Source organism: Polaromonas sp. (assembly GCF_012927455.1).
In the GTDB taxonomy this organism is placed as follows: Bacteria; Pseudomonadota; Gammaproteobacteria; order Burkholderiales; family Burkholderiaceae_C; genus Polaromonas.
The window spans coordinates 153,590-173,485 of the sequence record NZ_JABBPE010000002.1 but is presented as its reverse complement, the minus strand read 5'-3'; the positions used below and the strand labels follow the sequence as shown (position 1 = coordinate 173,485).

14 protein-coding genes are annotated in these 19,896 nt (G+C 62.9%); 7 read left to right on the top strand and 7 right to left on the bottom strand.

From position 1 onward, the window contains the following. Positions 1-9 precede the first annotated feature (9 nt). From prmB to dapC, 5 genes are all read right to left on the bottom strand, one after another. On the bottom strand, positions 10-924 hold the full coding sequence (gene prmB / locus HHJ18_RS01330) for a 50S ribosomal protein L3 N(5)-glutamine methyltransferase (protein WP_296910775.1): 915 nt from the start codon (positions 922-924) through the stop codon (positions 10-12). Further along, positions 921-2,138, bottom strand: coding sequence for a succinyl-diaminopimelate desuccinylase (gene dapE / locus HHJ18_RS01325; RefSeq protein WP_296910773.1), 1,218 nt, complete (start codon positions 2,136-2,138; stop codon positions 921-923). The genes prmB and dapE overlap by 4 nt, the downstream gene beginning before the upstream one ends. Positions 2,139-2,140: 2 nt before the next feature. Then, the gene (locus tag HHJ18_RS01320) at positions 2,141-3,289 is read right to left on the bottom strand and encodes a PilT/PilU family type 4a pilus ATPase (RefSeq protein WP_296910771.1); all 1,149 of its coding nucleotides are present in this window, start codon (positions 3,287-3,289) and stop codon (positions 2,141-2,143) included. A 144-nt stretch (positions 3,290-3,433) separates the two neighbouring features. After that, positions 3,434-4,261, bottom strand: coding sequence for a 2,3,4,5-tetrahydropyridine-2,6-dicarboxylate N-succinyltransferase (gene dapD / locus HHJ18_RS01315; protein WP_296910769.1), 828 nt, complete (start codon positions 4,259-4,261; stop codon positions 3,434-3,436). A gap of 10 nt (positions 4,262-4,271) precedes the next feature. Further along, positions 4,272-5,579 carry a succinyldiaminopimelate transaminase gene (dapC, locus tag HHJ18_RS01310; RefSeq protein ID WP_296910767.1) on the bottom strand — a complete coding sequence of 436 codons (1,308 nt, stop codon included), beginning with the start codon at positions 5,577-5,579 and terminating at the stop codon, positions 4,272-4,274. 329 nt (positions 5,580-5,908) lie between these two features. Here dapC and smc point away from each other — a divergent pair, with 329 nt between their 5' ends. The 7 genes from smc (at position 5,909) to HHJ18_RS01275 (ending at position 16,109) form a co-directional block, all read left to right on the top strand. Next, entirely contained in the window at positions 5,909-9,454 is a 3,546-nt protein-coding gene (smc, locus tag HHJ18_RS01305; protein ID WP_296910765.1) for a chromosome segregation protein SMC, read from the top strand. 17 nt (positions 9,455-9,471) lie between these two features. After that, positions 9,472-10,584: a cell division protein ZipA C-terminal FtsZ-binding domain-containing protein gene (locus HHJ18_RS01300; RefSeq protein WP_296910763.1), complete on the top strand. Its 1,113-nt coding sequence runs from the start codon at positions 9,472-9,474 to the stop codon at positions 10,582-10,584. A 57-nt stretch (positions 10,585-10,641) separates the two neighbouring features. Beyond that, the gene (gene ligA / locus HHJ18_RS01295) at positions 10,642-12,819 is read left to right on the top strand and encodes an NAD-dependent DNA ligase LigA (protein ID WP_296910761.1); all 2,178 of its coding nucleotides are present in this window, start codon (positions 10,642-10,644) and stop codon (positions 12,817-12,819) included. Positions 12,820-13,229: 410 nt separating this feature from the next. Then, the gene (locus tag HHJ18_RS01290; protein ID WP_296910759.1) at positions 13,230-14,369 is read left to right on the top strand and encodes a glutathione-independent formaldehyde dehydrogenase; all 1,140 of its coding nucleotides are present in this window, start codon (positions 13,230-13,232) and stop codon (positions 14,367-14,369) included. A gap of 109 nt (positions 14,370-14,478) precedes the next feature. Continuing rightward, positions 14,479-14,775, top strand: coding sequence for a hypothetical protein (locus HHJ18_RS01285; protein ID WP_296910757.1), 297 nt, complete (start codon positions 14,479-14,481; stop codon positions 14,773-14,775). A 53-nt stretch (positions 14,776-14,828) separates the two neighbouring features. Further along, the gene (gene def / locus HHJ18_RS01280; protein WP_296910755.1) at positions 14,829-15,365 is read left to right on the top strand and encodes a peptide deformylase; all 537 of its coding nucleotides are present in this window, start codon (positions 14,829-14,831) and stop codon (positions 15,363-15,365) included. A gap of 84 nt (positions 15,366-15,449) precedes the next feature. Continuing rightward, positions 15,450-16,109, top strand: coding sequence for a methyltransferase domain-containing protein (locus tag HHJ18_RS01275; protein ID WP_296910753.1), 660 nt, complete (start codon positions 15,450-15,452; stop codon positions 16,107-16,109). 34 nt (positions 16,110-16,143) lie between these two features. On the opposite strand, the gene HHJ18_RS01270 is transcribed toward HHJ18_RS01275, so the two are convergent. Both HHJ18_RS01270 and map read right to left on the bottom strand, forming a co-directional pair. Next, on the bottom strand, positions 16,144-18,996 hold the full coding sequence (locus tag HHJ18_RS01270; protein WP_296910751.1) for a bifunctional uridylyltransferase/uridylyl-removing protein GlnD: 2,853 nt from the start codon (positions 18,994-18,996) through the stop codon (positions 16,144-16,146). Between the two features lie 42 nt (positions 18,997-19,038). Continuing rightward, complete coding sequence (gene map / locus HHJ18_RS01265) at positions 19,039-19,878, bottom strand: type I methionyl aminopeptidase (protein ID WP_296910748.1); 840 nt, start codon at positions 19,876-19,878, stop codon at positions 19,039-19,041. Between the last annotated feature and the right edge of the window lie 18 nt (positions 19,879-19,896).

Genomic DNA, 19,896 nt, shown 5'->3' with positions numbered 1-19,896 from the left:
AGCTAGCTTTCAGGCCAATTGTTCCCGGGTCAGCAACATCACCTGGTCAGCGCCAGCGCTGGTTTCAAACCAGAGCGGCGCAAGGTGAGGGAAGGCGCGCTCGAAATTGGCGCGTTCGTGGCCTATTTCCAGCACCAATACTGCATTTTCGTTCATTTGCGCGGCAACGTTTAGAAAAAGGCCTCGAATGAAGTCCATGCCGTCGCTTCCGCCAAGACTATTGCCGGCCAGCGCCAGCGCTGGTTCGGCCCTGAATTCAGCGGGCAGGGCGGCCATGCTGGCAGCGTTTACATAGGGTGGATTGCACAAAATCAGGTCGTAGCCGCCGTTGGTCAGTCCGTGGCAGGCGGCCAGGCCGTCCGATTCAATCAGGCTGATGCGGCCGGCCAGCTGGTGCCGCTCCACATTGATGCGCGCCACGGCCAGCGCGTCCGGGCTGATGTCGGCGGCATCTACGTTCACGTCGGGATAGGTCATTGCCGCCAGCACCGCCAGGCTGCCGTTGCCGGTGCACAGGTCCAGCACGCGGCGGGTTTCTTCGTTCAGCCAGGGGTCAATGCTGACGTCCACCAGCAGCTCGGCAATCAGGGAGCGCGGAATGATCACGCGTTCGTCGACATAAAAGGGCACGCCCATCAACCAGGCCTCGTTCGTCAGGTAGGCGGCGGGCTTGCGGGTGCTGATGCGTGCTTCCAAAAGCATAGCTACTTGCGCCCGCTCTGCTTGGGCTACAGGCTGATTTGCCACTGAGTCGAGGTCGTCGAGCGGCAACCCCAGCTGCCACAGCACCAGCCAGGCGGCTTCGTCGAAGGCGTTGGTGGTGCCTTGCCCAAAGCCGTCGGCATAGCTCAGCCCCGCCGCTTCCAGCCGGTCCGCCATCTGCTCGACCAGCGCCTGTACCGTCACGGGCATTTCAGCGCTCATGGCGCCGCCAGCCGTTCCAGCACGCCCCTGTAGATGTTTTTCAGCGGATCGAGCGACGCCACCAGGACGCACTCGTTGATTTTGTGAATCGACGCATTGACCGGGCCGAACTCGATGACCTGCGGGCAAATTTTGGCGATGAAGCGGCCGTCGCTGGTACCGCCGCTGGTCGAAAGCGCGCCATCCAGGCCGGTCTCGGCCTGGATGGCGCCTCGAACCGCTTCGACCAGCGCGCCCGGCGTGGTCAGAAAGGGCAGGCCGCCCAGCGTCCATTTCAGGTCATATTCCAGCTCGTGCCGGTGCAAAACGCATTGCAGGCGCTGCTGCAGGCTGTCGGGCGTGGACTCGGTGCAAAAGCGGAAATTGAAGTCCACCACCAGCTCGCCGGGAATGATGTTGGACGCGCCGGTGCCGCCGTGCAGATTCGACACCTGCCAGCTGGTGGCGGGAAAGAATTCATTGCCACGGTCCCACTCGGTCGCCACCAGCTCGCTAAGGGCAGGCGCAAAGCGGTGAATCGGGTTGTTGGCCAAGTGCGGGTAGGCGATGTGGCCCTGCACGCCCTTGATTGTGAGCCGGCCACTCAGGGTGCCGCGGCGGCCGTTCTTGATCGTGTCGCCGAGCTGGTCGACCGAGGTCGGCTCGCCGACGATGCAGTAGTCCAGCACCTCGCCGCGCGCGCTCAGCTGCTCGCAGACCTTCACCGTGCCATCGAGGGCTGGGCCTTCTTCGTCGCTGGTGAGCAGGAAGGCGATCGACAGCGCCGGTTGCGGCTGGTCGGCCAGAAACTCCTCGACCGCCACCACCATCGCCGCAATCGACGTCTTCATGTCGGCGGCGCCGCGCCCGTACAGCTTGCCGTCGCGCCGGCTAGGCGTGAACGGCGGGCTGAGCCATTGCTCCAGCGGTCCCGTGGGCACCACGTCGGTATGGCCGGCAAATACCAGGGTTTTGATCAGTGGTTTGGGCGGTGCCTGGAGTGCTATTGATTCAATAGCTGCTTGCGCCCGTCCTGATTGGGCTAGCGGGATAAAACCTTCCTTTTTTGCCCAGAGATTGGTGACGCGCGCGTTTGCCGGGCCGCTGACAATGGTTTCGCATTGAAAGCCCAGCGACGCCAGCCGCGCCGCCAGAATCTCCTGGCAGCCGGCGTCGTCGGGCGTGACGGAAGGGCGTGCGATCAGCTGCTCAGCAAGGTGAAGTGTTCGGGACATGGTCAGTGCCTGACATCCAGCGTAATTTCCGTGAAGCTCGGTTCGTCATCGTGGTCGTCATGCAGCTCCTGCGCCTGCGTATGGGCCACCGCAAAATCATTTTCCAGACGCCACATCAGGTTGGTTGGCGAGTCGGCATACTGCAGGCCTTCCTTGCGCGTGACGATTTTGTCCATGATCAGCCGGGCGATGTCTTCTTCAAAGGTTTGCGAGCCTTCGGCCATGGATTTTTCCATCGCTTCCTTGACGCCCGAAAAGTCGCCTTTTTCAATCAGCTCGGCCACCAGCTTGGTGTTGAGCATGACTTCAGCGGCCGGCGTGCGCGTGCCGTCCAGCGTGCGTAGCAGGCGCTGCGACACGATGGCCTTGAGCGCCGCGGCCAGGTCGCCCAGCATGGTGTTGCGCACTTCTACCGGATAAAAGCTCAGAATGCGGTTGAGCGCCTGGTAGCTGTTGTTGGCGTGCATGGTGGCCAGGCACAAATGGCCAGACTGCGCATAAGCAATGGCCGCCGACATGGTTTCGCGGTCGCGAATCTCGCCGATCAGAATCACGTCGGGCGCCTGGCGCAACGCATTTCTCAGTGCCACCTGCAGCGACTGCGTGTCGCTGCCCACCTCGCGCTGGTTAACCACCGATTTGCGGTTGGTAAACATGAACTCGATCGGGTCTTCAATCGTCAGGATATGACCCATGGCAGTCGCGTTGCGGTAATCCAGCATGGACGCCAGCGTGGTGCTTTTGCCCGCCCCGGTGGAGCCCACCATCAGCAACAGGCCGCGCTTTTCCATGATCAGCTCGGACAGGACGGGCGGCAGCTTCAGGCTGGCCAGCGCCGGAATGTCGGTTGGAATGTAGCGAATCACCGCCGCATAGCTGCCGCGCTGGCGAAAGCCGCTGATGCGGAAGTTGCCCAAACCCGCCACCGGCAGCGCCATATTGAGCTCGCCGATTTCTCTCAGCTCTTCAATCCGCTCGGGCGGCAACACTTCGGCCAGCAAGTTGAGCGGTGCCTCGGCCGGCAGCAGCTGCGAATTGATGGGAAGCGCGTGTCCGTTGATCTTGATGAGGGCGGGCGAGTGCGCCGATAGGTAGACGTCCGACGCCTTTCTTTCCACCATCAAACGCAGAATTCTTTCCATCGTGCTCATGATCCACCCTCGTTGATTGAAATTGGGTCGAAGCCCGGCGCAGCAAAACCAGCCAGCGGCCGCCGCGTCGGGCCGCCCCAAGCAAGGCCCGCCCCCTCGGGGGGCAGCAAAGTACGCGAAGCGACAAGCGTGGGGGCCAAATCTCTAGTCGCGGAGCAAATCATTCAGGCTGGTCGTAGCGCGCGTTTTGGCATCGACGCGCTTGACAATCACCGCGCAGTACAGGCTGTACTTGCCGCCCGCCTTGGGCAGGTTGCCCGACACCACGACAGAGCCGGCCGGAATGCGGCCGTAGCTCACGGTGTCGAGCTCGCGGTCGTAAATCGGCGTGCTCTGGCCGATGTACACGCCCATGGAGATCACCGAGTTTTCTTCAACGATCACGCCTTCGACGATTTCAGAGCGCGCGCCGATAAAGCAATTGTCTTCAATGATGGTCGGGTTGGCCTGCATCGGCTCGAGCACGCCGCCAATGCCGACGCCACCCGACAGGTGCACGTTTTTGCCGATCTGGGCACACGAGCCGACAGCAGCCCAGGTGTCCACCATCGTGCCTTCATCGACATAAGCGCCGATGTTGACGTAGCTGGGCATCAGGATCGCGCCCTTGGCGATGAAGCTGCCGCGCCGCGCCATCGCAGGCGGCACCACGCGCACGCCGGTGGCGCGCATTTCATCTTCGCTCAGGTGGGCAAACTTGGTGGGCACCTTGTCATAAAAACCAAAGTCGCCGGCGCGCATGACTTCGTTGTCTTTCAGCCGAAAGCTCAGCAGCACCGCCTTTTTAATCCACTGGTGCGTTGTCCACTGGCCCACGCTTTGACGCGTTGCCACGCGCAGCTTGCCGTTGTTGAGCTGATCAATCGTGTGTTCCACGGCATCAAGCACTTCCCGGGGCGCTGCGGCGGGCGACAGGTTGGCGCGGTTTTCCCAGGCGGCGTCGATGGTGGCTTGCAAGTTGTCTTGAGTCATGTGAGGGTCTTCAGTGAACTTTGGAATGAATGAATTGAACGATGCGCTGTGCTGCTTCGACGCATTCGGCGGTTTCGGCCACCAGCGCCATGCGGATTCGGCCGGCGCCCGGGTTAGACCCTTGGGCCTCGCGCGCCAGGTAACTGCCGGGCAACACCAAGACATTGTAAAGAGCGAGCAGTTCGCGCGCGAACGCGGTGTCGGAGCCCTTGAAGACTTCGGGAATGGCCGCCCACAGGTAAAAACCGGCGTCGGGCAGCGCCACGTCCATCACGGCGGCCAGCAGCGGTGTGACCTGGGCGAACTTTTCGCGGTACTGGGCGCGGTTATCCACCACATGCTGCTCGTCGTTCCAGGCGGCGATGCTGGCTGCTTGCACGATGGGACTCATGGCGCTGCCGTGGTAGGTGCGGTACAGCAAAAAGGACTTGATCAGCGCCGCATCGCCCGCCACAAAACCGCTGCGCAGGCCGGGCACATTGCTGCGCTTGGACAGGCTGGTCAGCGCGATCAGGTTTTTGAAATCAGCCCGGCCCAATTGCGCCGCCGCCTGCAGGCCACCCAGCGGCGCTTCGTCGCGAAAGTAAATCTCGCTGTAGCACTCGTCAGAGGCAATGACGAAGCCGTAGCGGTCGCTCAGCTTGAACAGCAGTTCCCATTCGGCGAGCGACATCACGGCGCCCGTCGGGTTGCCCGGTGAGCAGACAAACAGCAGCTGGGTTTTGGCCCACACCGCCCCGGGCACGCCGGCCCAGTCCACGGCAAAGTTGCGCGCCGGGTCGCTGGGCGCAAACCAGGTCTGGGCGCCGGCCAGCAGCGCCGCGCCTTCGTAAATTTGATAGAAAGGATTGGGACAGACGACTATGGGTGCCCCCACGCTCGCCACTTCGTGAGCCTCCGGCGATTCGCTGCCCCTTGCACGGGGAGAAGGGGCGTCGCCCGCCTTGGGGCGGCCCAGCGGCGGTCGGGCGCCGCTCTGGCTGGGGTCAATCACGGTCTGCGCCAATGCAAACAGCGCCTCGCGCGAGCCATTGACTGGCAGGATTTGCGTCGCCGCGTCTACCTTCAGGCCGTAGCGGCGTGCCAGCCAGTCGCTCATGGCCTGGCGAAGCTTGGGCTCCCCCACGGTCGCCGGGTAGCTCGCCAGACCGGCCAGACTGGCACTCAGCGCATCCTTGATCAGCTGCGGCGTAGCGTGGCGTGGCTCGCCAATGCCCAGGCTGATGGGTTTATAGGCTGGGTTGGGGGTGATGTCGGCGTGCAGTTGGCGCAGCCGCTCAAAGGGATAGGGCTGAAGGCGTGAAAGCAGGGGATTCATGCCCGGATTATCCGGCCTTGATGCCGCAAGCTAATTGGCCGCTTGCGTTGTGCCGGGTGGCGATTTCCTTTATTCGCTATGAAAATAATAGCTGATTACGCCCGTTTCTATTGGGCTAGAGGCCTATTTGATACCTATTTACGGCTGGTGAGCTTTTTTCGAGGCTGGCCGGCGCGCCATGCGCTTTTGATTGACAAAAACCGGCCGCGCGCTCGGGGTAACATTGCAGGCCGTGCGTTGCGGCATGTGCCGCGCGTGGTCTCGGCGCCTCGTCAACGCGCTATAAGAATCAACGAGTTACCTCCAGGCTCAAGAAAACAGGGAAAGCCGTGCGGCTTAATTCGATCAAGTTATCCGGGTTTAAATCGTTCGCGGAGCCCACCAATTTCATACTGCCGGGGCAGCTCGTCGGCGTGGTCGGGCCCAACGGTTGCGGCAAGTCCAACATCATGGATGCGGTGCGCTGGGTGCTGGGCGAGAGCAAGGCGTCCGAGCTGCGCGGCGAGTCGATGCAGGACGTCATTTTTAGCGGCACCACCACGCGCAAGGCAGCGAGCCGCGCCAGCGTCGAGCTGGTGTTCGAGAACGCCGACCACCGGGCTGGCGGTCAGTGGGGGCAGTTTCTGGAGATCGCCGTCAAGCGCGTGCTGACGCGTGACGGCACGTCGAGCTACTACATCAACAACCAGCCGGTGCGCCGGCGCGACGTGCAGGACGTTTTTCTGGGCACCGGCCTGGGGCCGCGCGCCTACGCCATCATCGGCCAGGGCACGATCAGCCGCATCATCGAGTCCAAGCCCGAAGAGCTGCGCCTGTTCCTTGAAGAAGCCGCCGGTGTTTCCAAGTACAAAGAGCGTCGCCGCGAGACCGCCAACCGGCTCTCGGGCACGCGCGAAAACCTGACCCGCGTCGAAGACATCCTGCGCGAGCTCAATGCCAATCTTGAGCGCCTTGAAAAGCAGGCCGCCGTCGCCCTGCGTTACAACACGCTGCAGTCCGATGGCTCGCTCAAGCAGCACCAGCTGTGGTTTTTAAAGCGTGCCGAGAGCGAAGCCGACCAGGCCAGGGTCAAGGCCGATGCTGAAAAAGCCGTGAATGAACTGGAAAGCCGGGTGGCTGACTTGCGCCACATTGAAGCCGACCTGGAAACCGTGCGGCAGGCGCACTATGCGGCGGGCGATCAGGTCAACCAGGCGCAGGGCAAGCTTTACGAGGCCAGCGCCGAAGTCGGGCGGCTGGAGTCTGAAATCCGCTTTGTGGTGGATGGCCGGCTGCGCGTCGAGCAGCGCCTGGCCCAGCTGAAAGAGCAGACCGCCCAGTGGGCGACGCGCAAGGAAGACGCGGCGATCGAGACCGAAAGCCTGGCCGCCCAGGCGATTGAGGCCGAAGAAAAAGCCGAGCTGCTGGTGGCGCAAAACGAAGAGCACGCCACGCAATCGCCAGCGCTGGATGAAGCGCTGCGCCAGGCTCAGGCCAAGGCCAGCGAGCAGCGCGCCAGCGTGGCCCAGGTGCAGCAGCAAATCCAGGTGTTGGCCGCCGACCAGCGCAATATCGAAGAACAATCGCGCACGCTGAGCCTGCGCCACGAGCGCCTGAGCGCTGACCGCAATGCGCTGAACGCGCCCGACGAAGCGCGCCTGGTCAACCTCAACGCGCAATTTGCCAGCGCGCAGGAAGCGCAAGCGGTGGCCGAAGGCCTACTGCACGAACTGACAGCCAACGTGCCGCAGCTGGACCAAGAACGGCGCACGCTGCAGCAAAGTGTCAACACCGAATCGGCCAAGCGCGCCGACCTGTCGGCCCGCATGGAGGCGCTCAAGGCGCTGCAGGAAAAAGTCAAGACCGACGGCAAACTCAAGCCCTGGCTGGCCAGGCATGGTCTGGACAGCCTGCAGGGCCTGTGGAGCCGCATCCACATTGAGCAAGGCTGGGAAAACGCGCTGGAAGCCGCGCTGCGCGAGCGCCTGGGCGCCCTCGAAGTCAGCCGGCTGGACCTGGTGCGCGGCTTTGCCGGCTCCAACGGGCACGCCGCCGGAGAAGGCCCGCCGGCCAAGCTGTCGTTTTACAGCGCGCCCAGCGCGGCCGCGCCAGGACGCTCCAATCCGGCGCTCAACCTGAAGCCGCTAAGCGATCTGCTGCGCCTCAACGATGCCGGTCAGTCGGCGCTGCTTGGCGACTGGCTGCACGGCAGCTACACCGCGCCCAGCCTCGACGACGCCATGGGTGCGCGCGACAAGCTGCAGGCCGGCGAAGTGATTTTCGTCAAGGGCGGCCACGCGGTGACGCAGCACAGCGTGAGTTTTTATGCGCCCGATTCCGAGCAGGCCGGCCTGCTGGCGCGCGCCCAGGAAATCGAAAACCTTGACAAGCAGCTCAGGGCGCAAGCCATGATCAGCGACGAAGCGCGCAGCGCGCTGATACGCGCCGAAGCCGCCTATGCGGATGCGGCGCAGCGCCTGGCCACGGCGCGCCGCGAAGCCGCCGAAGGCCAAAGCCGCGCCCACGAGCTGCAGGTTGAAGTGCTGCGCCTGTCGCAGCTGGCCGAGCAGACGCGGGCGCGCAGCCAGCAAATCCAGTCCGACATGGCGGAAATTGACGCCCATCTTGGCGAGCTGCAAGAGCGCAAGGTGACGGCCGAGGGCCGCTTTGAAGAGCTCGACATGCAGCTGGCCGACAGCCAGGAGCGCCACGCGCAGCTCGATGACCGGGTGATAGAGCTGGAGCGCAAGCTGGGCGAATCACGCGAGCAGCAACGCACGCTGGAGCGCCAGGCGCAGGAGGCGCAGTTTGCGCTGCGCAGCCTGGCCTCGCGCCGCGAGGAACTGACGCGCTCGATTGACATCGCCGCGCAGCAGGCGGCGTCGATTGCCAGCGAGGAAGAGCGCGCTAGAGAAGAGCTGTCGCGCCTGACCGACGCGGCGGCGCAGGCCGGCCTGCAAAGCGCGCTTGGCGCCAAGCTTGAACGCGAAGCCGATCTGGGCGCCAAACGCAGCCAGTACGATGACCTGACCAGCAAGCTGCGGGCAAGTGATGAAAGGCGACTCGCACTTGAGCGCGAACTCGATCCGCTGCGCCAGCGCATCACCGAGTTTCAGCTGAAGGAACAGGCGGCACGCCTGGGCTTTGAGCAATACGCGGGCCTGCTGACCGATGCCCAGGCCGATCTGGCCGCCGTTGAACAATCGATTCAGAGCGGCAATGTGCGCCTGACCGGCCTGCAAGGCGAGATTGACCGCATCAACCGCGAAATTCAGGCGCTGGGCGCCGTCAATCTGGCTGCGCTTGACGAGCTCAGCGCAGCGCGCGAGCGCAAGCAGTTTCTCGATGCGCAGTCGGCCGACCTGAACGAAGCCATGGCGACGCTGGAAGATGCGATCAAGAAAATCGACATGGAAACGCGCGATTTGCTGGCCAGCACCTTTGAAGCGGTAAATGGGCATTTCGGCCGCATGTTCCCCGAGCTGTTTGGCGGCGGCAACGCCAGGCTGATGATGACGGGCGAAGAAATTCTGGACGCCGGAGTGCAGGTGATGGCGCAACCGCCCGGCAAGAAAAACCAGACGATTCACCTGCTCTCGGGCGGTGAAAAGGCGCTGACGGCGATCGCGCTGGTGTTTGCGATTTTCCAGCTCAATCCTGCGCCGTTTTGCCTGCTCGACGAGGTCGATGCGCCGCTGGACGACGCCAACACCGAGCGTTACGCCAAACTGGTGTCCAGCATGAGCAAGGAGACACAGTTTTTGTTCATCAGTCACAACAAGATTGCCATGGAAATGGCCGAACAGCTGATTGGCGTAACCATGCAGGAGCAGGGCGTGTCTCGCATCGTCGCCGTCGACATGGAAGCAGCCCTCGGCTTTGCCGAAACTGCCTAAAAAATACAATCAAGCCCATGAGCACACTTCAGATCAGTTTGGCGGTGGTCGGTGGCCTGGTGCTGGCGGGCGTGGTTGCCCACAGCACGTGGTCGTCGCGCCGCAACCTGCCCAAGCGGGCCACGCCCGAAGCCGCACCGCCGCAGGAGCCGACGCATCAGCCGCTGCCGCAGCAGGCCGAACCCGGCCAGGCCGACCAAGCCGGTGATGGGCCGCACGATCTGGACGAGCTGGGGGAGCGCCATGAACCGCGCTTTGACACCGACACCAATCTGGGCGCATTGACCCGCTTCACCACGCCAGAGAAAAAGCCCGGCCTGGACATCCTGATTGACGCGCTGGCGGCGGTGCAGCTGGACGCTGTCGTTTCCGGGGAAGCCGCGCTGGCCGCCATGCCCGGCACACGCCGGGTCGGCAGTAAACCGTTTGGCGTGGAAGGCCTGAGCGTCATCAACGGCGAATGGGAAGTGCCTGGCGCGGGCCAGCGCTACAGCGCCTTTCAGTGCGGCGTGCAGCTGGCCAACCGGACCGGTGCGCTCAATCAGATCGAGTACTCGGAATTTGTCATCAAGGCGCAGGCCTTTGCCGACGCCGTGGGCGGTGAAGCGGAGTTTCCGGAAATGCTGGACGAAGTCGCGCGCGCCCGTGAGTTGGACCAGTTTGCCAGCGCCCATGACGCGCAGCTGAGCTTCACGCTGCGCGCCACCAACACCGCCTGGAGCCCCGGCTACGTGCAGCAAAATGCCGGCCGCATCGGTTTTGTTGCCGGCTCCATCCCGGGCCGCATGGTGCTGCCGGGCAACCAGAGCGGTCATGCGCCGATTCTGGGCCTGTCGTTTGACGCGATGGCGGCCATGGCCGAAGACCCTGAACAGACGGCGCTGCGCGAAGTCACGCTGTCGCTCGACGTGCCGCAGGTGCCCCGCGAAGAGCATCCGTTTGAGCGCATGTGCGAGGCCGCCATTGCGCTGGCTGCCAGCATGGACGGCGTGATCATTGACGACAATGGCAACCCCATCCCGACTGAGGCCATGGAGGCTATTCACGCCGACTTGGAGCAGCTGTATGACACGCTCGACGGACGCGATCTGTCGGCCGGCTCGGCGCTGGGCCGGCGCGTGTTCTCCTGAGGTTGCGGGCACCCCAGGGGTGTCGCCTTGCTTTGACGCTTTGCTGTAGGACTTCTCATGGCTACCTCTGACCTGTTCGGGCCGGCTTCCAGCCCGCCCCTATCCACGCCGGTAGCCGTTGCCGAGCGCATGGCGGCCCTGCGCGCCGAACTGCAGGCGCATGGCCACCGCTACTACGTGCTTGACGAGCCCACGCTTCCCGACAGCGAATACGACAGGTTGTTTAAGGAGTTGCAGGCGCTGGAAGCGACGCACCCGCAGCTGCTGAGCGCGGACTCGCCGACGCAGCGCGTGGGTGGCAAGCCCCTGGCGCAATTTGCCAGCGTGCGCCACAAAGTGCCCATGCTCAGCATTCGCACCGAAACCGATACCGAGTCAACCGGTGCAAAAAATTTTGATGCGCGCGTACGCAAAGAACTCGGTTTGACGGCCAACGATCCCCCGGTTGAATACGTGGCCGAGCTGAAGTTCGACGGACTGGCGATGAGCCTGCGTTATGAGAACGGGGTGCTGGTGCAGGCGGCGACGAGGGGTGACGGGGAAGTCGGTGAAGACGTGACGCAGAACATTCGCACGATCAATCAGATACCACTGAAGTTGCCGAGCCGCAGCGCAGGGCCGCCCCAAGCAAGGCTGGCCGCCCTGGGGAGCGTGGAGGCCACATTCCCGCCGGCGGTGCTGGAAGTACGCGGCGAGGTTTACATGCGGCGCGCCGATTTCGAGGCGCTCAATGAAAAGCAGCGTGAAAAGATCGGCCAGGGCGCCAAGAATGAAAAAACCTTTGTCAACCCGCGCAACGCGGCGGCAGGTGGTGTGCGCCAGCTCGATCCGGCGATTGCGGCGCAGCGGCGACTGAGCTTTTTTGCCTATGGCTTGGGCGAAGTCACTGCACCGGCGCAGGGCGGGCCCGACTTCAACACCCATTTTGAGCTGCTGCAAACCCTCAAATCATGGGGATTTCCGGTTGCAGCCCAGGTGGAACGGGCGCAAGGTGCTATTGAATTGATATCGTACCATCAACGTATGGGCGCCGCGCGCGACCAGTTGCCTTACGACATTGACGGTGTGGTTTACAAGGTCAACAGCCTGGCGCTGCAGCGGCAGATCGGATTTGTCTCGCGCGAGCCGCGCTGGGCCGTGGCGCACAAATACCCGGCGCAGGAGCAGCTGACCAGCGTGCTGGCGATTGACGTGCAGGTCGGGCGCACCGGCAAGCTGACGCCGGTGGCCAAGCTGGCGCCGGTGTTCGTCGGTGGCGTCACCGTGACCAACGCCACCCTGCACAACGAAGACGAGGCGCGCCGCAAAGACGTGCGCGTTGGCGACACGGTGATCGTGCGCCGCGCCGGCGATGTGATTCCCGAAGTGGTGAGCGTGCTGCTGGAAAAGCGTGTGCAGGACGCGCCGCAATTCACCATGCCGCGCCAGTGCCCGATATGTGGCTCGGACGCGGTCCGCCTGGAGGGCGAAGCCGACTACCGCTGCACCGGCGGCCTGTTCTGTGCGGCCCAGCGCAAGGAAGCGATCCTGCATTACGCGCACCGCCGCGCCGTTGAAATTGAAGGCCTGGGCGACAAACTGGTCGAGCAGCTGGTCGACGCCAACGTGATTCGCACCTTGCCCGATCTGTACAAGCTGGGCCTGACGGCACTCGCCAGCCTGGACCGCATGGCCGACAAATCGGCCAGCAATCTGATCGACGCGCTGGAAAAGTCCAAGCAGACGACGCTGCCGCGCTTTCTATTTGGTCTGGGTATTCGCCATGTCGGCGAGGCCACCGCCAAGGCGCTGGCACGCTACTTCGGCACGCTCGATGCGGTAATGGACGCGACTGAAGAGCAGCTGATCGAGGTCGGCGACGTAGGCCCCATCGTCGCCAAAAGCCTGCGCACTTTCTTTGAGCAGCCGCACAACCGCGAAGTGGTGGCGCAGCTGCGCGCTTGCGGCGTGCGCTGGGAAGAGAGTGAAGAGGGAAGGCCTGCCGCTGCCGCGCCCAGGCTGCTGGCCGGCAAGACCTTTGTCATCACCGGCACCTTGCCCAGCCTGAGCCGCGACGAAGCCAAAGACAGAGTGGAAGCGGCAGGCGGCAAGGTGGCAGGCTCGGTCAGCAAAAAAACCGACTTCGTGGTCGCCGGCGCCGAAGCTGGCAGCAAGCTGCTGAAGGCTCAGGAGCTGGGCTTGGTGGTGATAGATGAGGCGGCGCTGCTGGCGCTGCTGGCTGCAGCGGCCGACTGAGCAGCGCGAAGGTCCGCCGGGCTTGGCGTCGGCACCGCTTGCCAGGGCTGGCAACGCTGACAATTGCTACTAAATAGATAGCTATTGACGCCCGTATTCATTGGTCTAGAGGCTGTTTTACTTGCCATTTTGTCCGGGTGGCGCTTGCGCTTAACCCGATGTGCTGAATGTCAGGTCAGAAAAGCTGCCCCGGACGCATCTTGTTGCAGGCGGACCTGTTCGTCTGTTGCCTGCTTACCAAACCACTAGGCGCTGGCCTACAAGTTGCCAAAGGCGCGCGCCTTTAACCTGACCTTGGTGCAGGATACCGCTCGGAAAATCAACCGCTCTGCACCCGGACCCCCGCCTGTGTCTCACCGGTAGGCTCTGTCAGCCACCCTATGTTCAACCCCACTTTAAAGGAAATTACTATGAAAGCATTGGTTTATCAAGGACCGCGTGACGTTCGCGTCATGGACATGCCTGACGCCAAAATCGAACGTCCCACGGACGTGCTGGTCAAGATTATCTTGACCAACATCTGTGGCTCTGACCTGCACATGTATGAAGGCCGTACCAATATGGAATCGGGCCGCATTCTGGGTCATGAAAATCTGGGCGAGGTTGTAGAAATAGGCAAGGCAGTCGACCGGATCAAGATCGGCGACAAGGTCTGCCTACCCTTTAACATCGGCTGCGGCTTCTGCAAGAACTGCGAACGCGGCCTGACCGGTTATTGCCTGATCGCAAATCCTGGAATGGCGGGCGCAGCTTACGGATTTGCTGGCATGGGACCTTTTAGCGGCGGCCAGGCCGAATACCTGCGCGTTCCCTACGGCGACTTCAACTGCCTCAAGCTGCCGCCCGACTCTGAAGAGAAATTCAACGACTACGTGATGCTGTCTGACGTTTTTCCGACCGGCTATCACGCCACCCAGCTGGCCGGCGTGCTGCCGGGCGAAACCGTCGTCATCTACGGCGCCGGTCCGGTCGGGCTGATGGCCGCGCATTCGGCATCCATCAAGGGCGCCAGCCAGATCATGGTGGTGGACAGGCACAAAGACCGGCTGGCGCTGGCAGAAGAAGCCGGCGCCATCGCGATTGATGACTCCGATGGCTCAGGCGTCGACCAAATCATGGAACTGACCAAAGGCAAAGGCGCCGATCGCGGCTGCGAATGCGTGGGTTACCAGTGCTGCGACAAGGCGGGCCACGAAGTGCCCAATCTGACCATGAACAACCTGGTGGAAACGGTGCGCGCCACCGGCAGCATCGGTGTGGTGGGTGTCTTTATTCCCGAGGACCCAGGCGCGAAGGACAAGTTGGCAAAGCAGGGACAGATGGCATTTGATTTTGGCAAGTTCTGGATTAAAGGCCAGCGCATTGCCACCGGACAGGCCAACGTCAAGGCTTACAACCGTCAGTTGCGCGATCTGATTGCCGCAGGCAAGGCCAATCCATCGTTCATCGTCTCGCACGAGCTTCCGCTGGAGCAGGCGCCTGAGGCTTACAAGAACTTTGATGAGCGCAAGGATGGCTGGACCAAGGTGCTATTGCGGCCGGGCGCTTAAGAGCCCTTAAACGCTGTTCATACATGGTGTTACCGAGGTTTGCACGCCGTACGTGAGCCCACGCAAGACTGTCAGACGTTAAATAGTTCTGAACACACTGGAGCTTTCCATGAATTACAAGCGTTTGTCCAGTTTACTGGCGGCGGGTGGCCTGGCCACTTTGCTGTCGGGCTGCGTGGTGGCGCCGATTGGTGCGCGTCCGTATGGCGTGTACGGGCCACGCCCTGTTTACGTCGAACCGGCGCCTGTCATCGTCGTGCCCGCACCGGGCTATTACGGCTATGGACGCCGTGGTTACGGACCTGGCTATGGGCCCGGTTATAGGCCAGGATATGGGCCCGGTTTTGGGCCTGGCTATGGGCCCGGTTTTGGGCCTGGCTACGGGCCTGGCTACGGCCATCGCTAGGGCTGCTTCAAGCATCGCGGTAGTCAATGGGTCGGCAACGCGATAATCGTTGCATGACCATTCGCGAAATTCTCAAAATGGGCGACGTGCGGCTGCTGCGCGTAGCCGCTCCCGTTTCGGCTTTTGACACGGACGAGCTGCACCTGCTGATCTCGGACATGTTTGACACCATGCGGGCGGCCGACGGCGCTGGTTTGGCGGCACCGCAGATTGGGGTTGATTTGCAACTGGTGATCTTCGGCACCGACCAGATCAACCCGCGTTACCCCGACGCGCCGCTGGTGCCGCGCACCGTGCTGCTCAACCCCGTCATCATGCCCCTGAGCGCGGAGGAAGAAAGCGATTGGGAAGGTTGCCTGTCGGTGCCCGGCCTACGCGGCATGGTGCCGCGTTTCTCTCACATCCGCTACACCGGATTCGATCAGTACGGTGATCCGGTTGACCGGACTGTGGAGGGGTTTCACGCCCGCGTGGTGCAGCATGAATGCGACCACCTGTTGGGCAAGCTTTACCCCATGCGTATTCGCGATTTCAGCCAGTTTGGTTACACCGAAGTGCTGTTTCCGGGGCTGGACGAACGGGACGAATAATTGGCTCAAGACGCCCCCCAGAATGCGGCGGTATCAGAGGTTTCCGCCCCGGTTTCGGCAAAGCCCGTCACCTCCTGCACCAACTTGCCCTATTTGCTGAAAATTGAGCCGGTCAGCGGTATCGGTGCCGAGCTGCGGCTGCGCTGCCTGCTCGACAGGCAGCAATACCACGATCCGCTGGGCGAGGCCGAGCGCGAAGGAATTTCTTCATCGGCCTGGCCGATCTTTGGCATGCTCTGGCCCTCGGGCCGGGTGCTGGCGCATGCCATGCTGAGCTATCCGCTCGACGGCAAGCGCATCTTGGAACTGGGCTGCGGTTTGGCACTTGCCAGTTTGGTGTTGCACCGGCGCGGCGGCGACGTCACCGCCAGCGATTGCCATCCGCTGGCTGGCGAATTCCTGCGAAAGAACCTCTTGCTCAATCAGCTGCCCGCCATGAAGTACCAAAGCGGCAACTGGGCGCGCAGCAATCCGCTGCTGGGTCGTTTTGACGTAATTATTGGCAGCGACGTGTTGTACGACCGCGGCCAGCCGCAAGTGCTGGCGCAGTTCATAGAGCAGCACGCGCAGCCCGATGCGCAGGTGCTAATCGTCGACCCCGACCGTGGCAACCGCGCCGCCTTCAACCGCGAAATGGCTGCGCGCGGCTATTCGCACAGCGAAACGCGCGTCGCCGCGCTGCCAGGCGAGGGCGGTAAGTACAAGGGGCGGTTGCTGAAATACCTGAAGACCTCAGCGCACTGAAAAGCACGCGGGCCGTGCGTCTCGGGCCAGGCGTTCAGTCGTTCAGCGCTTGCAGCAACTCGGTTTCAATCGCGATCTGCGCCTTGTTGTGCTGCAGTTCCGGCCCGTCGATCAAAAAGGTGTCTTCAACACGCTCGCCCAGCGTGGTGACCTTGGCCAGCTGCAGATTGATGCGGTGGTGCGCCAGCACCCGGGCGATCAGGTACAGCAGGCCGACGCGGTCGCTGGCCGACACGCTGAGCAGCCAGCGCTGGGCTTTTTCATCGGGCCGCAAGTCGACCCGCGGCGCTACCGGAAAGCTCTTGACGCGGCGGGACACGCGGCCTTTGCCAGGCGGCGGCAGCGGGCCGCGCTCGGCAATGGCGCGGTCCAGTTCGGCCTCGACCATGGCGGCCAGTTCGCGGTAATGGTCGGCCAGCGTCGGGCTGACGACCTGGAAGGTATCGATCGCGTAGCCGTTGTTGGCGGTGTGAATTTTGGCATCCAGAATGCTGAAGCCAGCCTGGTCAAAGTAACCGCAGATGCGTGCAAATAGCTCCGGCACATCGGGCGTGTACACCAGCACCTGCATGCCTTCGCCGGCCAGTGAACGGCGCGCGCGCACAATCGCTTTGGCCTTGCCGGCGTGGCGCGAAAGCTGGCGCGCGTGCCAGGCAATGTCGCTGGCCTCATGGCGCATGAAGTAACTCACGTCCAGTGTTGCCCACAAGGCCTTGTGCCCCTCAAAAGGTTCGGCATGCAGGGCCAGCGTGGTCAGCGCTTCGCGTTTGCGCGCTTCCACTTCGGCATTTGCATCGGGGGCGCGGCCGCCCAGCACGCGCAGTGTGTAGCGGTACAGGTCTTCCAGCAGCTTGCCTTTCCAGGCGTTCCAGACCTTGGGGCTGGTGCCGCGGATGTCGGCCACCGTCAGCAGGTACAGCGCCGTCAGGTAGCGCTCATTGCAGACGCGCCGGGCGAACGCGGCAATCACTTCGGGGTTGCTCAGGTCTTCTTTCTGGGCAATGCGGCTCATGCTCAGGTGCTCGCTCACCAGGAATTCGATCAGTTGCGCGTCAGCCGCCGCAATGCCGTGCTGGCGGCAAAAAACGCGCACCTCCCTGCCGCCCAGCTCGGAATGATCGCCACCGCGGCCCTTGGCAATATCATGAAACAGGGCCGCCACAAAGAGTATCCAGGGCTTGTCCCAGCCAGCCGCCAGCTGCGAGCACATCGGGTACTCGTGCGAATGCTCGGCCATGAAAAAGCGACGCACATTGCGCAGCACCATCAGGATGTGCTGGTCCACCGTGTAGACGTGGAACAGGTCGTGCTGCATCTGCCCGACGATCTTGCGGAAAATCCAGAGGTAGCGGCCCAGCACCGAAGTCTGGTTCATCAGCCGCAGTGCATGCGTGATGCCCTGCGGCTGCTGCAGGATGCGCCTGAAGGTGTCGCGATTGACCGGGTCGCGGCGGAACTGGCTGTCCATCACGCTGCGTGCGTTGTACAGCGCGCGCAGCGTACGCGCCGATAGCCCCTTGATGCCTACGCTGGTTTCATAGACCAGGAAGGTTTCCAAAATCGCATGCGGCTCGCGCAGGTACAAATCGTCGCTGGCCACCTCCAGCATCCCCGCCTTGTCCAGAAAGCGTTCATTGATGGGGCGCAGCGGGTAGGTGTGCGGGTTGATCCGCTCCTGGATGTTGAGCAGCAGAATTTGGTTGAGCTGCGTCACCGCCTTGGCCGCCCAGTAGTAGCGGCGCATCAGCGCTTCGCTCGGACGGATGGCGCCACGTTTCGCCGACAGGCCGCCCTTAGGCGAAACAGCCCCCTCGGGGGGCAGCGCAGCACACGCAGTGGCAAGCGTGGAGGCAAGGTTCGCCGACAGGCCGCCCTTAGGCGAAACAGCCCCCTCGGGGGGCAGCGCAGCACACGCAGTGGCAAGCGTGGAGGCAAGGTTCGCCGACAGGCCGCCCTTAGGCGAAACAGCCCCTTTTTCAGGTGCAAGGGGCAGCGCAACGCCGGAGGCACGCGAAGCAACCAGCGTGGGGGCCGTGTCACCATAGCCGAAGGACTCGGCAACGGCGGTCTGTAGATCGAACACCAGCCGGTCTTCGCGCCGCCCCGCAATCAGGTGCAGACGCGCCCGTATCAGGCTCAATAGCGCTTCGTTGGCCTTGATCTGCCGCACCTCAAAAGAGGTGGCCAGCCCGCTCTCGGCCAACTCATCCCAGGACTTGCCCAGACCAGCCGCGCGCGCCACCCACAGCACCACCTGCAGGTCGCGCAGGCCGCCCGGCGATTCCTTGCAATTGGGTTCGAGCGAGTAGGGCGTGTCTTCAAATTTGTTGTGGCGCTGGCGCAGTTCCAGCGTTTTAGCCACATAAAAAGCTTTCGGATCCAGCACGGCCGCCAGCTGCGTTTGCAGGCTCTGAAAGTTCTTTTTCGAGCCAGCCACCAGCCGCGCCTCCAGCAAAGAGGTTTGCACCGTGACGTCTTTGCTCGCTTCGGCCACGCAGTCGGCCGCCGTGCGCACGCTGGAACCGATCTCCAGCCCGCTGTCCCAACAACTGCCGATAAAGCTTTCCACCTTGGCCTTGAGGGCTGGGTCAGCCTCGACATCGGCGTCATCGGGTAGCAGCAGCAGCACATCGACATCGGAATGCGGAAACAACTCGCCCCGGCCGTAGCCGCCCGCCGCGACCAGGCAAGCGGTTGCCGCAAAGTCGGCGCGCTGCCACAGCAACTGCAATGTGGTGTCGGCGTGTTGGGCCAGCTTTTTCAGCAGGCCGTGAATGCCGCGGTAAGAAGCGCCGCTGCTCGCCAGTGAGGCGAGCAGCGCGGTTTTGCCCGCTCGGTACTTCGCGCGCAGCTCGGAGAAGTCGGCCAGGTTGGCCGGTTCGGTCATGCGGGTGCAGTCACGGGAGCGCGGCGCAGCAAGCAGCGCCGGTCAGGCGTTGACGCTGAGCTGGGCCGGGTTGCTTTGCGTCACAAACGCCGGTATCGGCGGGCTGCCGGCCGACAGCGTCAGCACCTCGTAGCCGGTCTCGGTGACCAGCACGGTGTGCTCCCACTGGGCTGACAGCGAATGGTCGCGTGTCACGATGCTCCAGCCATCTTTTTCGGGGCCGTCTTTGATGTCACGCCTGCCGATGTTGATCATGGGCTCGATCGTGAAGGTCATGCCAGGCTTGAGTTCTTCCAGTGTGCCGGGGCGGCCGTAGTGCAACACCTGCGGGTCCTCGTGAAACTTGACGCCAATGCCGTGGCCGCAAAATTCGCGCACGACGGTGAACCCTTGTTTTTCGGTAAACGTCTGGATGGCAAAACCAATGTCGCCGAGCCGCACCCCCGGCTTGACGCGCATGATGCCCTGCCACATGGCTTCGTAAGTGACCTGGCACAGCCGCTTGGCGGCAATCGATACCTCGCCGACCAGGAACATGCGGCTGCTGTCGCCGTGCCAGCCGTCCTTGATGCCGGTCACATCAAGATTGACGATGTCGCCTTTCTTAAGCGGCTTGTCGTTGGGAATGCCGTGGCACACCTGGTGATTGACCGAGCTGCACAGCGACTTGGGGTAGGGCCCATAGCCGGGGGGCTGGTAGCCCAGGGTGGCCGGAATCGTGCCCTGAACCTGGACCATGTAGTCATGGGCCAGCTTGTCAATCTGGTTGGTGGTGACGCCGGGTTTGACGAAGGGCGTCAAATAGTCCAGCAGCTCGGAAGCGAGCCTGCCAGCGACGCGCATACCCTCAATACCGGCTTCATCTTTGATCGTAATACTCATGCTTTGGATTATCCCACT